The organism is Gluconobacter sp. R75690 (genome assembly GCF_015244525.1).
GTDB lineage: Bacteria > Pseudomonadota > Alphaproteobacteria > Acetobacterales > Acetobacteraceae > Gluconobacter > Gluconobacter potus.
Window position 1 is genome coordinate 1 of record NZ_JABCQB010000022.1, and the last position, 14,247, is coordinate 14,247.

Sequence of the window (14,247 nt, forward strand, 5' to 3'; positions counted from 1 at the left end):
ACGTGCCGACGCCATCTGGTCCGGGGTTAACCCCGGACCAGATGGCCAACAGCAACGCCGTCAGAAGGGCGGCATAACAACAACCGGGTATAGCTTATCAAGCCCGCAAAATTGTCCGAACGGACGGGACCACCTCTGACCACCTCAATTTATTATATCGGAATTCATGTTGCAAGAAATAATACTTGTTTATTAAGCATAGTTTTATATTCGAGTATCCTAAACGGAAGGGGGTTCCGATAATGTTTATACATTTATGAACTGTGTATTCGCTCGATGGGCGCGCGATCCATTTGTCCGCCTTCCGAAAGAAAGGTGGCGTGTGCAGCAGCGTGACGCATACCATGCGTTGCGCGATCCATGACAGTCTCGAATATCATGCCATCCGGATGGCCAAACATGCGCCTCGGCAACATCCCTAGGTCGCGTTGACAAAAGATTCAATCCAAAGCCTCGCGGCGGCGAGATTGAGGAAGCTTATGAATGATAAGGCGGTTTTGTCGTATCGGGTTGCAATACGGCGCATCTGCTTGAGCCTGTTGAACATCCGCTCAATGCGATTGCGGTCTCTGTAACGCCGCCAGTCTGTTTTCTGTGGAGCGTTGCGGCCTTTGCGTGATGGAATAACCGGCAGTATCCCACGGAACAGCAGATCCTGGCGGAAGCCGTCGCTGTCATAGCCCCGATCAGCCAGCATGGCTTTGGGGTTTGGAACCGGAAACGCCATCAGGGCATCTGTGGCCTTGTAATCCGAGACCTGACCTCCGCTAAGGGCAAAGCCGAAAGGACGTCCTTGATTGTCGCACCGGGCGTGGATTTTGCTCGTAAAGCCGCCGCGTGAGCGACCAAAACCCTCCGTATGAGCCCCCCTTTTGCACCTGTTGCCTGGGAGTGGGCGCGGACCACGGTACTGTCGACCATATGCTGCCAGTCATCACTCAGACCCAGGTCCACCAGGGTTTGCAGCAGGGCATCCCAGACACCCTGTTCAGCCCAACGCCGGAACCTGACATAGACAGAGTTCCATTTTCCGTAGCGCTCATGCATGTCCCGCCACGGACAACCGGTGCGCAGGACATACAACATGCCGTTGAGAAACCGGCGGTTATCTCCGGATGGTCGTGCCCAACGGCCACGCTCGGATGGCAAAAGCGGACCAATCAGCGCCCATTCACGATCCGTCAGATCCCCTCGTGCCATCCCCGCTTCACCTTATCGCCTTCGTAGAAGCAACCAGTGAATCAGATCTCAGGATGATCGTATAGACCTTTTGTCAACACGACCTAGTGTTTAGCCCAGAGAGCTTAAGCGCAAAAGCTGGACTTTAGAATCAGGAAATTCATTTTCAAAGCGACCCCAATATTAAACACTCTCAAAGAGTAAATTCTCTCAAAGCCGCAGGAAGATTGTGATTTTCGTGGCCGGATCGGCAGAGTTTTATAAGAGAAAATCGTTGTAATGGGGTTAAGGTCGCCCATTTTTGTGGCGACACAGGGGAAAGATTTTTTTCTAAAATCTGCTTCTGGAGGCACGTCGGTACAGAGTGTCCATCTTTCCACTCTGTAGGTTGCGGTGTAGCAAGAAAAACAGGTTCTTCGTTGGAGCGTGCTCGAATTAATTCTTTCAGAAATTGACGATAGTGCTGTTTATCGACATCTGACTCTGTCGAACGGTAACAGAGTTCGTAGCGATCTTTGTAATTGAAACGGCTCCACTGGCGAAGGCTCAGTTTTATTCCACACTCATCAAGTTTCATGCGCACGCTCATTGGAATACAGCGCAGTGTATCGGCAAAGTCGCGTTCGAAACCAAATATTTGCAGATCTGTGCTCATGGTTCTGTCTCTGAAAAATTAGGGTTGTTCAGGAAATAGGTGCGGGTGTGAGCCAGCCCAGTTCGTAAAGCCGCGTCATGTTGGCTGGAGTTAACCAACATTGTGCCTGCATGGCCTGAGTCATCCAGTTGATCGAAAAGTCGTCATCTAACGCCGAAAAATCGAATTGCATGGAGTTTGGTGTCTTGTGACCCGGCATGATTTGTGCGGTTGCTTCCGGGGGAAGGGCAAGGCCGCCGTTCGCAAGAGAGTTGGAAAGTTGACGAACGACTTCTGCAGAATTGTTGGGGTCCATACAAAAGTGTGTCGCTTCGCCGACGGCTCTCTTAAGAGCTTGTGACAACGCAGGTGAACTCTGGCTCCATCGTTGCGTCGTCACGAGAGTTTTCTCCAAATGACCGGGGCGGATGCTGATGGAACCAGTCACGATGAACCCAATGCCACGAATATCAGCTTCAGTTCCCCACGGTGGGCCGGCACAAAAGCCGTCGATTTCTTGGGAGCCCAAGGCATCAATCATGCGGTCAGGTGGCATGACGACGATTTCCACGTCGTGTTCCGGATCGGCGTGAATGCTCCTGAGAAAGTCTATCAAAATAAGGAAGTGAGTCGAGTACAGGTGCACAACAGCCAGCTTGGGACGACGTCTCAGGATTCTCTGCCAGATTTGAAAATTCCGCTGTCCTGTAGTGAAATCTCCCCCGAGGAATGAGGGGACTTTGGGTCCACGAAGAACAATCGTATTCCCGCCGCGACTGACAGGAATGCCCGGCCCGAGATTGATTTCTCGGCCACGGTGACCAAGCGCTGTCATAATCGCCAGAGGCGGAAAAATCAGAGCAGCGTCCAGTCCGTTCCAGACGAGACCATCTGCAACATTGGCCCAGGATGGCGATACGATAAGTTCTGCATCTAGCCCATGTCTCTCAAATATTCCTAGGTTACGAGCAATAATCAGAGGGGCGCTATCTGCCAGCCTCAGCAAGCCTATTCTGATGGCAGAACTCATGATGCATCATCCTTGGTCTGAACCCGGAGGTAATCGGCGGCAACATCCACCATTTTGCGGGCCTGCTGCATGGCTCGGCGTCTGAACCAACGATAGGCTTCAGCTTCGCCGCAGCGTTCGTTGCGCATGAAGGTTTTCTTCGCTGTATCGACCGTTTCCCGGTCTGAAAGGACCTGCCGAGCCGCTTTCAGTTCAGCCGTTGTTTCCTGAAAGCGGCGATATAGGGCAATTGCCGATCGAAGCAGGAGTTTGACGTTCCGAGGGGGCGTATCCATCACATTGTAGGAACAGACTCCCGCTGCAAAAGCATCTTCCATAAGAGCCTCATCGTCTTCGTCCACAAAGAGTGCAATGGGGCGTTCAAGACCGGAACAAGACAGCGCACGGACACTATCCAGCCCATCGCGATCAGCGCGACAGATATCCACGAGCACAATGTCAGGAACATGAGTTTTGACGGCTGCAATCAGGCTTTCATAACCCTCAAGCCGGATGACCTCCAGTGAAGGGTCAGCTTTCAAAATCTCTGAGAGGGCCCCAGCACGCTGGGAATTCTCGTCTGCGAGAAGAATTTTCATTGTCATGGGCCCGGCTCAGTACACGTCACGGACGTAGCGTCCATTTCGGGTGAGGGTACTGACATAGTCATCAGCCTGCTCCGAAGACATAATTCCATGACGTGCCACGATGCGCCGCAAGGCACTGTCCACATCCCGAGCCATACGGGCGGCATCTCCACAGACGTAGAAATAGGCGCCTTCCTGCAGCCAGTTCCAAAGTTCTTCCCCGTTTTCTTCCATCCGGTCCTGGACATAAATACGTTGGTCCTGATCACGGGAGAATGCCGTGTGCAGATGCGTCAGGCAGCCTTGCGCCATGAAGCCTTCGAGTTCCTCGCGATAGTAGAACCCGTTTTCTTCATGACGTTCTCCGAAGAAAAGCCAGTTTCGGCCGGGACTGTTACAGGCGGCACGCTCTTGAAGAAAGGCGCGGAAGGGGGCAATGCCTGTGCCCGGTCCAACCATGATGACAGGTTTGGCATCGTCTTCCGGTAGACGGAACTGGGATGTTGCCTGCAAAAAGACGGGAACCTCAGATCCTTCAGACAAACTGGCCAGCCAGTTTGAGCATAAGCCAAGGTAGGGTTCATTATTGATACCCACAGTAATGTGGACGCTGTCAGGGTAGGCTTTCAGAGATGATGCGATTGAATAGAGGCGCGGCTGCATCCGGCGGAAAAGGTTCGGGATCTCCTGCGCCTGCACGTCGAGTTTGGTGGCAGCCAGCAACTCGGGCAGGTAGCCGGCAGATTGTGCTCCCAATTTTTCCAGAAGCGCAGGAGATGGCCGGGAAAGATCAAAATGTCTGGTCAGGGCGTCTTTCAGAGACACGGTCCCATGGCCTCGAACGGAGACTGTCGTATCGGAAGACATCCCCAGAGCGTTCAGAACTGTTTCAACGGTTGAGCCAGCATTGCAGGGCCAGACCCCGAGAGCGTCCCCTGGGTCATAGTGCAGTCCAGTCCCTGAAAGATTCAGAACGATCTGCCGGGTTTCCTTGTCGCTATTACATCCCGTCAAGTAATGATTAAGGCTGACGCGTGCAATTACGGGGGTGGCCCGTGTGATGGCTGGTGCGTCCGGTAACGGAATGGCTGGTGTGAAAGCTGCTTTGGCACCCAAGGCAGACAGAAATCTGTGCTGCCAGACCTCAACCGTTTCTTCATAATCGGGCTCGCAATCCTGCCGTTCCATAACCGGGATTGCACCAAGCGCCTTCAGGCGTTCATCAAGAGCCCGGCCGAAGCCACAGAAATTGGCGTATGAAGAGTCCCCCAGCGCCACCATGGCGTAACGAACATCTTCAAGCGATCCTTGGGTTTTGCGAAGCTCATCCCAGAAAGCGTTGGCACTATCAGGAGCATCTCCGTCGCCGAAGGTGGAGACGACGAAGAGGACCGTTCCGGAAAGATCGGCCGGTTTGCAGCTCTCTAGGCTCATCGCATCGACGTCATGCCCGCTTTCTTTCAGCCAGATTATGAGTTCTTGAGCCAAGCCTTCTGCCCGACCTGTTTGGGAGGCCCATCGAATAAGAAGCTTGGGGTGGGTGTTTGTCGGGCTTTCCGAAACAGCAATATCCTTCGTTACAGGACTGCGTGCATATAGGCCTGCTAAAAGGCCATTAATTCTGGCTTTCTGCTCTGTCGGTAAAGGAGCGCTCAGAGGGACAAAAGGAAGCTCGTTTTCCGGTGGAGCAAGCCTCAGGCCTTCCATAAAGCCCGTCAACCACTGACGGCTTTCGACAGACAGAGCCAGTGGCTCTGAAGCAACGAGGCCAAGATGCTGGGTCATGTGGTCAAGCGGCATAGTAGCAGCGTTCTCCTCTGCCGAAGCAGAAACAGGTTCGATGCGCGAGAGGGACACCGCGCAGTGTTTGATCCCGGGCTGAAGCGAGACGGGGTCCGTGAAATCGGCCGTGACAGCGTTGATTGTCAGATTTTCGCCGAAACGGTCGTTCCAGTGAAAGGGCGCGAAGCATGTTCCGGGCGCAACGCGATCGGTAGGGCGGGCGGGGAGGACTGCTGTGCCCCGGCGTGACCGAAGCTCGACAGGATCTTCCTTGCCGATGCCCAGTCGTTCGGCATCGGCCAGAGCGATTTCGACAAAAGGCCCGGGGTTAAGCTTGTTGAGTCCATCAACCCGCCCGGTTTTTGTGAGCGTGTGCCATTGGTGCTGGAGACGGCCCGTGTTGAGCAGGAAAGGAAAATCCTCATCTGGCTGCTCTTCGAAAGGGAGATAAGGCCGAGGATGAAAAATTGCTTTTCCGTCATCGGTGGCGAAGACCGGAGGTTTATTTGGGTCTGGCCGGTAGCGGATCGGGTGGCGGGGCAGGGTGCCCCCCGCCTGGTTCGGCCACTGGACAGGTCCGGATTTCAGGCGGCCATGACTGACCCCGGAAATATCGTACCCCGTTTTGGGGTTCGCGAAACGGCTGAGTTCCGCAAAGACTTCGGCAGCAGATGAGAAGGTGAAAGCCTCCTCAAAGCCCATTTCGCAGGCAACGCGGGCAATGATGTCCCAGTCTGCGATGGCTTCACCAGGCGGGGAGACAGCCTGCCGGGCCAGCGTCATGGTACGGTCTGAATTGACCAGCACGCCGTCTCCTTCGACCCATAACGCACCCGGCAGAAGAATATCCGCATAAGCGGCGGTTTCCGTGTCGGCGTAGGTATCCTGAACAATAACCAACTCTGCGGCTTCAAGGGCAGCCGTGACGTTGGCGCGCCGTGGCACGGTCACGACAGGGTTGGTGCAAATGATCCAGCACGCACGGATTTCTCCGCGGTTCATGGCTTCGAACATTGCTATCGCGCCATGGCCGCCCGCTTTGCGAATGGTTCCTGCGGGTAGCTTCCATTGCTGCTCTACAAAGGCACGGTCATCATCGACCAATGCCGTGCGCTGTCCGGGGAGGCCGGGTCCCATATAGCCCATTTCCCTGCCACCCATGGCGTTGGGCTGCCCGGTAAGGGAAAAAGGCCCAGCCCCCGGGCGACAGATGGCGCCCGTCGCGAGGTGAAGATTGCAAATTGCGTTGGTATTCCACGCTCCCGAAGTGCTCTGGTTCAGTCCCATGGTCCATAAAGTCAGCCATGCATCTGCTTCCGCAATCCATCTGGCGGTTGTTTCGATATCGTCCTTCGAAAGACCGGTAATCTCGGCAACGTTCTCGGGATGATAGTCCGCGAGAAAAGCGGGCATCTCGCTCCAGCCTTTTGTCGCACTGGCTATAAAGTCCGGATCTATCGCGTCATCGCGGACCAGAATGTGAAGTAGGCCGTTCAGCAGAGCCAGATCAGTGCCGGGACGGATCTGAAGGAACAGGTCGGCCTTGTCTGCCGTCGCAGCCCGCCGTGGATCAACGACGATGAGTTTTGCTCCCTGACGCTTACGGTCCATCAGACGCAGGAACAGGATCGGGTGACAGTCGGCCATATTGGCGCCAATCACGAAGAACAGGTCCGTGCAGTCAAAGTCCTCGTAGCTTCCGGGGGGGGCGTCTGCGCCCAGAGAGAGCTTGTAGCCGGCACCCGCCGCAGCCATGCACAGACGGGAGTTGGACTCGATATGCTGTGTTCTCAGGTATCCCTTGACGAGTTTGTTCGCGAGATACTGTGCTTCCAGAGACATCTGGCCGGAGACGTACAGGGAGATCGCATCCGGTCCATGTTCCTCCAGAATGTTCTTCAGGCGACGGGCCGTTTCCTTGATGGCAGCCTTCATTTTGGTGGGAACGGGCAGGGACGTTCTATCTGGCCGGATCTGGGCAATATCCAGCCGCGCAGACGACGATACTGGTTTGTCGCAGGAGCTTCCCTTGGTGCATAGGCGACCACCATTCGTCGGGTGCTCGGTATCTCCGCGCACCTTGACGATCTGATGGTTCTCAACCTCCAGCACGATGCCGCAACCGACACCGCAATAGGGGCAGACAGAACGGATCTCTTCCCGTGCCATGACTGTCAGGCAGAAAGACGTTCTGCGGCGGTTTCTATAACCTTGGCGCGGATTTCAACCTTGCCTTCCGCTGTCAGGCGCCCCTCCCAAGTGCGCAGGGATTTGCTGGGATCTTCAAGGCAGATCCCGCTTTCGAGATTGAAGTGCTGTTTGTAAAGCGGGGAGGCGACAACGAGCTGTCCCCGCAGATCCCCCATGATACCGCGCCCAATGATATTGGCCTTCGAGAACGGGTCATGGTTGTCTACGGCAAAAACACGGGCTGTCGTTGTTTCTGTTTCCGGCAGGTAAAACAGGGCAATCTGTGCACCTTCATACCAAGCAACCACCCCTGATTTTGGCACCAGATCACTAGTGTTGCAGAGGGCTGTCCACTCCACAGGGCCGGACTCTTCAGGAACGGCCGCCTGATTTGGGGCTGGCTTGACCTGGTCGCGCTCAGGAACAAGCTGAACGTTTGGATCGGGGCGGGTGTCATTGACGAAGGTGCGGAAACGTTTGAGCTTTTCACCGTCCGTGAGGGCATCTTTCCATTCACAGTGGTATGTTTCGACCACGTGTTGCATCTGACGCTCCAGCTCTTCGGCAATGCCAAGGCTGTCCTTGATAATGACGTCCTTGAGATAATCCAGACCGCCCTCCAGGCCTTCCCGCCAGACAGACGTGCGCTGGAGCTTGTCTGCGGTGCGAATGTAGAACATCAGAAACCGGTCGATGTATTTCACGAGCGTTTCTGAATTGAGATCGGTCGCGAACAGCTCTGCATGGCGAGGACGCATTCCGCCATTGCCACAGACATACAGGTTCCAGCCATTCTCCGTGGCGATGATGCCCACATCCTTGCTCTGTGCTTCGGCGCATTCACGGGTACAGCCGGATACGGCGAATTTAAGCTTGTGAGGAGAGCGCAGCCCCTTGTAGCGGTTCTCCAGATCCAACGCCTTACCGACGCTGTCCTGGACGCCATAACGGCACCAGGTGCTTCCAACACAGGATTTTACCGTCCGGGTAGACTTTCCGTAGGCATGCCCTGTCTCAAATCCAGCATCCAGAAGTTCTCCCCAGATTTCAGGAAGCTGATGCAGTTGGGCGCCAAACAGATCAACGCGCTGGCCACCGGTGATCTTGGTGTAAAGGCCATATTTTTTTGCGACCTGCCCGAGGACAATCAGTCTGTCCGGGGTAATTTCCCCACCAGCAATGCGGGGAACCACGGAATAAGTGCCGTTCTTTTGCATATTGGCCATGAACGTGTCGTTCGTGTCCTGCAAAGGAATATAGAGCGGATCGGTGATCGGCTTGTTCCACGCAGAGGCCAGGATCGAGCCAACGGTTGGCTTGCAGATATCGCAGCCAAGACCCCCGTTACCATGGCGGGCCATCAGCTCTTCAAAACTGCGGATCCCGTGGACACGGACAAGGGAATAGAGCTCCTGACGCGTATGGGAAAAATGCTCGCAGAGGCTGTGATCGACCTCAATGCCTCTGGCCGCAAGTTCCGTTTCGAACACGCTCTTGAGCAGTGCGGCGCAGCCACCGCAGCCTGTACTGGCTTTTGTGCCCTGTTTGAGCGCGGCAAGGTCAGCGCATCCCGCATCAATGGCGTTACAGATCGAGCCTTTCGTGACGTTGTGGCAGGAGCAGATCATGGCCGTATCGGGCAGGGCATCCGCACCCAGGAGTTCTGCCCCTTCACCACGCGGCAGGATCAGTACAGCAGGGTCAGCCGGTGGTTTGATGCCATTCTGAACATACTGGAAGATGGTGTCATAATAGGAGTTGTCTCCGACGAGGATCGCCCCGGTTACGCGCTGGCCATCCGCAGAGAGAACGAGGCGCCGATAGGAACCGTCTGCTTCTCCAATGAAGCGGTAGCTCGTCGCACCGGGCTCACGGCCATGCGCATCGCCGATCGAGCCGACATCCACGCCCTGAAGCTTGAGCTTGGTAGACATGTCCGCCCCCGTGAAGGCCGCATCTTCTCCGGCCAGCAGGGAGGCAACTGTGCGTGCCATGGTGTATCCCGGCCCGACCAGACCAAAGACCTGACCCTGCCAGAGGGCGCATTCGCCTATGGCAAAAATGCCCGGATCGGACGTCCTGCACTGATTGTCGATCACGATGCCACCACGCGCGCCCACAGCTAACCCGCAAGCTCTTCCAAGCTGATCTGTAGGGCGGATGCCTGCGGAAAAGACCACCATATCGGTTTCGAATGAAGGACTGTCTGCGAATATCAGGCGATGACGGTGCTGGTCTCCTGCAACGATTTCCTTTGTCGCATGTGACGTTCTCACATCGATACCCAGCGCCTCGATGCGGCTGCGGAGCGCGCGGCCACCGTCTTCATCGAGCTGGGCTGACATCAGATGTGCTCCAAGCTGAACAACACTGACCTCCAGCCCTAGAAGTTTCAGGGCATGAGCAGCTTCCAGACCCAGTAACCCTCCGCCGATGACAGTTCCGTGGCGAGCGCCCTGAGCCGCGGCACGGATGACGTCCAGATCTTCAAGCGTACGGTAGACCAGCCCCGCAGTTCCGGTATTGCCCGGGACTGACGGAACGAAAGGCGTAGAGCCTGTCGCCAGTATCAGGGTGCTGTAGGGCAGAAGACCATCTTCACTTTCCACGGTCCTGGCGTCACGGTCGATCCGCATGACTGGAACACCCAGATGCATGGTGATGCCGTGCGCCGAGTGAAAATCTTCCTCATGCAGACGCAGGGCCAGCGCATCCTGACCCGTCATGTATTCCGTAAGATGAACGCGGTCATAGGCATGGTGGCGTTCAGCACCAAAGACATGGATTTGATGCGTTTCATGCAGTCCGTGCATGACGAGCTGCTCGGCGCAGTAATGTCCAACCATCCCGTTGCCGATGATGATGATGTTTTCTTTCATGGTCATCCGTCCGTTCTGTGGGTCAGTCATGGTCAGAACTTGAATTCGAGGGTCTGCATGTAGAATGCGTCGCTCTTTGCGCCTGCTGCGTGCATGCTACGGGACGCGATGAAGCCCACGATGTCGTGCGTCCAGGTCCAGTGCGGAGCAAAATTCCAGGCAAGCTGCGTCTGGGGAGCAGCTCCGATAAAGCCGCCGGATAACCCATTGCGCCAGGAATAGATCTTGCCTGTGCCATAAACCGCATCCTGTGTGCTTTCCCGCCAGAAGAAAGGAACATGCAGCTTGAAGTGAAGGTTTTTCCGTAGGGCAAACGTTGCGAGCGGCCCTACACCAATCAGGTTCTGGGACGTCACGGACAACGTGACGTCATTATAATACGGCAGAGGAAAATAGGGGGAGGCAAATGTTCCGACTGCTCCATCTTTGCTCTTGTAGGAGCCGCCGGAGAACAGATCCGCCTGAAGGCCAGCGCTCGGTTTTGTCGGAAGATCGGGCCGGTTATACAGCAGGGATGCATTGACGGCATAAGCCCGTACGGCGCGGGTTGGCTGGCTTTGCTGTGCTGGCCGAAACTGGCCTCCCTGAAACACACCGCTCAGGCTCGTCGAGAAAGGGCCGACATTTCCCCACAAACGCATGCCGACATTGTCCCGGCGGCTGGAACCGGTCTCTGTACCCGTTGTGGTCGGGATAGACGCTGTAGTGCCACTGTAGAGATAGCCGATGTAAAAGACGTCTGCGAAAAGCTGGCTCTTCTTTCCCATGGCTCTAAATGCGGGAAGCGCCGTGGACGTCATGGCGCCATACATCCTGGCACTGTAGTTCGTGCCGTCCCCGAAAACAGCGTCAGGCAATTTGTTGGTCTGCATGAAATCAAACAGATCCACCCGAAAACGTTTCCAGATGGCATAGCCACGGAAACCATCCCAGGTTTGCTGGGCATTGGTCAGGTCTCTGGCAGACTGCATGAAGACTGGCGTATCAAGGAATACCTGACGGCCGCCAATAACACCTGCCTTGGCGCCCAGAATATTACCCCTTACTTCCAGAATGCCCTGCTGAAGATCCAGTCGCTCCCTTTGAACGCCTGTCTGATAACCATATGTATTGGAGCCTCCAGCAACGCCGTACAGAAACTCGGCATAGGCGCGGACATGCTCCCCCAGATGGAGATCCACGCCATACAGATTGCGAAGAAGAATACGGTTGGCATTGGTTTTGCCGGCCGTCCCCATCAAGGGCTGATTTTCATAGATGTAACGGAAGCGTTCCTCCGCATTCAGAGACAGCCAGATACTTCCGCTCTCATTGAGGCGAATGTACTTCAGGCGATTGAACCAGTCATTTCTGCGCTGTTCGGGCGGCATGTTGACAACATCGCTCCAGTCTTCCGCCCAACGAACCTGACCAAAGCCCGTCATTGACCCGAAACCGGAAGCGGCGCCGTTCCCCGCATTGAAAACGCCCCAGTCCGGGGAGTGGAGAGGCCGGCCCTGCTGAGAATGAACCGTCTGGCTGACCGCTTTTACTTTTGATGTTGCAGACGGGTGAATTTTGGTGCTGGGGTGAGGGGTATCGTCAGCTTTCAAAGAGCTGGAGAATGCCATTGCTCCCAAAGCGAGACCTGCCAGAACTGGCGTATAGGGATGAGGCGTAAAAATGGAGAGGCCAGCCATCATGCTTTCTCCATCCAACGACGATGACACAGAACAACGGAGATGCAGGCAATCAGGCAAATCCCGGCAAAGGCAAGAAATCCAGGCCCGTAGGAATTGACGATCTGCCGGGCTTCGCCGAGTGACAGGGCCAGATAAAACCCGCCAACACCGCCAGCCATCCCAACCAAACCGGTTAGAATGCCGACCTGACGCGGGAAACGAGTTGGCACAAGCTGGAAGACGGCTCCATTTCCCAGACCAAGCGTCAGCATCCCGAAGAAGAATGCCGGGAATGCGAGATAGATCGTCGGAAGCCCGAGAGAGATGATGCCAAAGCAGAACGCTGCGATTGCATACAGAACGATCAGAGCCTTTGTACCCCCAACGCGATCGGCAAAGGCTCCGCCAACAGGTCGCACAAAAGAGCCAACGAAAACGACAAACGCCGTGCATGCACCGGCAACTGCGGGTGAAAGGCTATATTGGTCATTGAAATAAATGGTCAGGAAAGACGCAAGACCAACGACCCCCCCGAAGGTCACGCTGTAAAAAAACATCAGTAACCAGCTATCGACTGATCCCAGAACGGATCCCCATGCGCGCAGGCCGGGGGATGGCGGTCGATTGGCAGGTTCCTTGGCAAGAACGAGAAAAAGCAGCAAAACGCAGATGAGCGGAAACGTTGCTAGCCCGATGACATTTCGCCATCCGACCAGAACCGCAAGTCCAGGCGCAAAAAGTGAGGCAAGGGCAGTTCCTGAGTTGCCTGCACCTGCAATGCCTAGAGCGGTACCCTGATAGTGTGGGGGGTACCAAACAGAGGCAAGGGGAAGGGCGATTGCGAAAGACGCGCCTGCAATGCCAAGAATACCCGCAAGCCCAAACATCTGGGCGTAGGTATGCGGCGCAAGGTACCAGATCAGGACAAGGCCTATAATGACCGTAAGCTGCGCCGCAATCGCAACATGACGAGGACCGAACACGTCCACGAGGCCGCCTGCCAGTACGCGAAACCCGGCCCCAGCCAGCACTGGGGTTGCGACAAGAAGACCTTTCTGCCCGGCATTCAGATGCAGGTCATGTGCGATAGCAATGCCGAGAGGCCCCAGCAGAACCCAGATCATGAATGAGACGTCGAAATACAGAAAAGCGGCCAGCAGGGTGGGTGCGTGCCCAGCTTTCAGGAAACCCCTGTCCACAATACATTTCCAGACGACACATCAAAAAGGATGCATCATCGCCCTCTCGGGCCAGTGGACCGCCATTGATCCACCCCATGCGTCTCTGTCCTGACCGGACAAACCCGACTCTCCACCGGCACTGACGGAGCCTCGCTATATTGTGTGAGGAGACTATATTACGGAATGATCCTATTCCAGAATAAAAAGAAAATTTTGAAATTTATATAGTTTCGGAACGACTCTTGGTTTCGACATAGCTCGCTATGGCCTCTTTTCTCATGTTAGGCTCAGGGCCCATTGATTTGAGTGTGGAAATCTGATTCAGGCTCGGTGAGGAGACTGAAGATGAGCGATCTGTTTTGGCTGACGGATGAACAGATGGAGCGTCTGCGGCCGTTCTTTCCCAAGAGCCACGGCAAACCTCGCGTCGATGATCGCCGTGTGCTGAGCGGCATCATTTTTGTGAACCGCAATGGTGGACTTGCTACGGTTTTGTGCCGGTTGACTGAGCGTTTTAAGCTCACATCAGGAGAGGCACGGAACCATGGCAGTGACGCACACAGAAGAATTCCGCCGTGAGGCGGTAAGGATTGCCTTGAGCAGCGGTTTGTCACGGACCCGCGTGGCAGCGGATCTGGGGATTGGCAAATCGACATTGGGACACTGGATTTCGCAGTATCGGACCGCTGATCTGTCAGTGCCTGAACCGCAGGCCGATCTGGTCCGGGAGAACGAGCGCCTACGCCTGGAGAACCGCGTTTTGCGGGAGGAGAGGGAAATCTTAAAAAAAGCCACACAGTTTTTCGCGAGCCAAAAGATATGAGGTTCGCCTTCATCCGTGAGCATCGTAGCCGTTGGTCGATCGAGAGCCTGTGTCGTGTGCTGCGTGTATCGACACGTGGTTATCGCGCCTGGATTTCCAGACCCGTTTGCCAACGCCAGCGCACCGATTTGAAGGTTCTGGCGCATATCCGTGAGCATTTTGTCCTGAGCAACTCCACCTATGGTTGAGGTGGTCCCGTCCGTTCGGACAGTTTTGCGGGCTTGATAAGCTATACCCGGTTGTTGTTATGCCGCCCTTCTGACGGCGTTGCTGTTGGCCATCTGGTCCGGGGTTAACCCCGGACCAGATGGCGTCGGCACGT

General features: G+C 55.5%; 8 protein-coding genes and 2 pseudogenes. 2 read left to right on the forward strand and 8 right to left on the reverse strand.

Going from position 1 to position 14,247, the window contains the following annotated elements; translation table 11 throughout:
- Positions 1–418 precede the first annotated feature (418 nt).
- The 8 genes and pseudogenes from HKD27_RS16550 to HKD27_RS15735 form a co-directional block, all read right to left on the reverse strand.
- A pseudogene (locus tag HKD27_RS16550) lies at positions 419–1,173 on the reverse strand (IS5 family transposase); the annotation flags it as partial.
- A 199-nt stretch (positions 1,174–1,372) separates the two neighbouring features.
- Positions 1,373–1,834 (reverse strand): nitrate reductase associated protein, encoded by a 462-nt coding sequence (locus HKD27_RS15705; RefSeq protein WP_082779982.1) that lies wholly within the window; start codon positions 1,832–1,834, stop codon positions 1,373–1,375.
- A gap of 28 nt (positions 1,835–1,862) precedes the next feature.
- Positions 1,863–2,843 (reverse strand): CmpA/NrtA family ABC transporter substrate-binding protein, encoded by a 981-nt coding sequence (locus HKD27_RS15710; protein ID WP_062105933.1) that lies wholly within the window; start codon positions 2,841–2,843, stop codon positions 1,863–1,865.
- Entirely contained in the window at positions 2,840–3,421 is a 582-nt protein-coding gene (locus HKD27_RS15715; protein ID WP_194265633.1) for an ANTAR domain-containing response regulator, read from the reverse strand. Before HKD27_RS15715 ends, HKD27_RS15710 begins: the two co-directional genes overlap by 4 nt.
- Positions 3,422–3,436: 15 nt before the next feature.
- Complete coding sequence (locus HKD27_RS15720; protein ID WP_194690172.1) at positions 3,437–7,360, reverse strand: bifunctional nitrate reductase/sulfite reductase flavoprotein subunit alpha; 3,924 nt, start codon at positions 7,358–7,360, stop codon at positions 3,437–3,439.
- Positions 7,361–7,365: 5 nt separating this feature from the next.
- Positions 7,366–10,266 (reverse strand): nitrite reductase large subunit NirB, encoded by a 2,901-nt coding sequence (nirB, locus tag HKD27_RS15725; RefSeq protein WP_062105930.1) that lies wholly within the window; start codon positions 10,264–10,266, stop codon positions 7,366–7,368.
- Between the two features lie 26 nt (positions 10,267–10,292).
- Positions 10,293–11,939, reverse strand: coding sequence for an alginate export family protein (locus HKD27_RS15730; RefSeq protein WP_062493767.1), 1,647 nt, complete (start codon positions 11,937–11,939; stop codon positions 10,293–10,295).
- The gene (locus HKD27_RS15735; protein ID WP_194690171.1) at positions 11,939–13,120 is read right to left on the reverse strand and encodes a nitrate/nitrite transporter; all 1,182 of its coding nucleotides are present in this window, start codon (positions 13,118–13,120) and stop codon (positions 11,939–11,941) included. Before HKD27_RS15735 ends, HKD27_RS15730 begins: the two co-directional genes overlap by 1 nt.
- Before the next feature lie 327 nt (positions 13,121–13,447).
- Between HKD27_RS15735 and HKD27_RS15740 the strand changes: the two are divergent.
- Both HKD27_RS15740 and HKD27_RS15745 read left to right on the forward strand, forming a co-directional pair.
- Positions 13,448–13,579 (forward strand): annotated as a pseudogene (locus HKD27_RS15740) (transposase); the annotation flags it as partial.
- Between the two features lie 67 nt (positions 13,580–13,646).
- Positions 13,647–13,925 carry a transposase gene (locus HKD27_RS15745; protein WP_194265635.1) on the forward strand — a complete coding sequence of 93 codons (279 nt, stop codon included), beginning with the start codon at positions 13,647–13,649 and terminating at the stop codon, positions 13,923–13,925.
- Positions 13,926–14,247 lie beyond the last annotated feature (322 nt).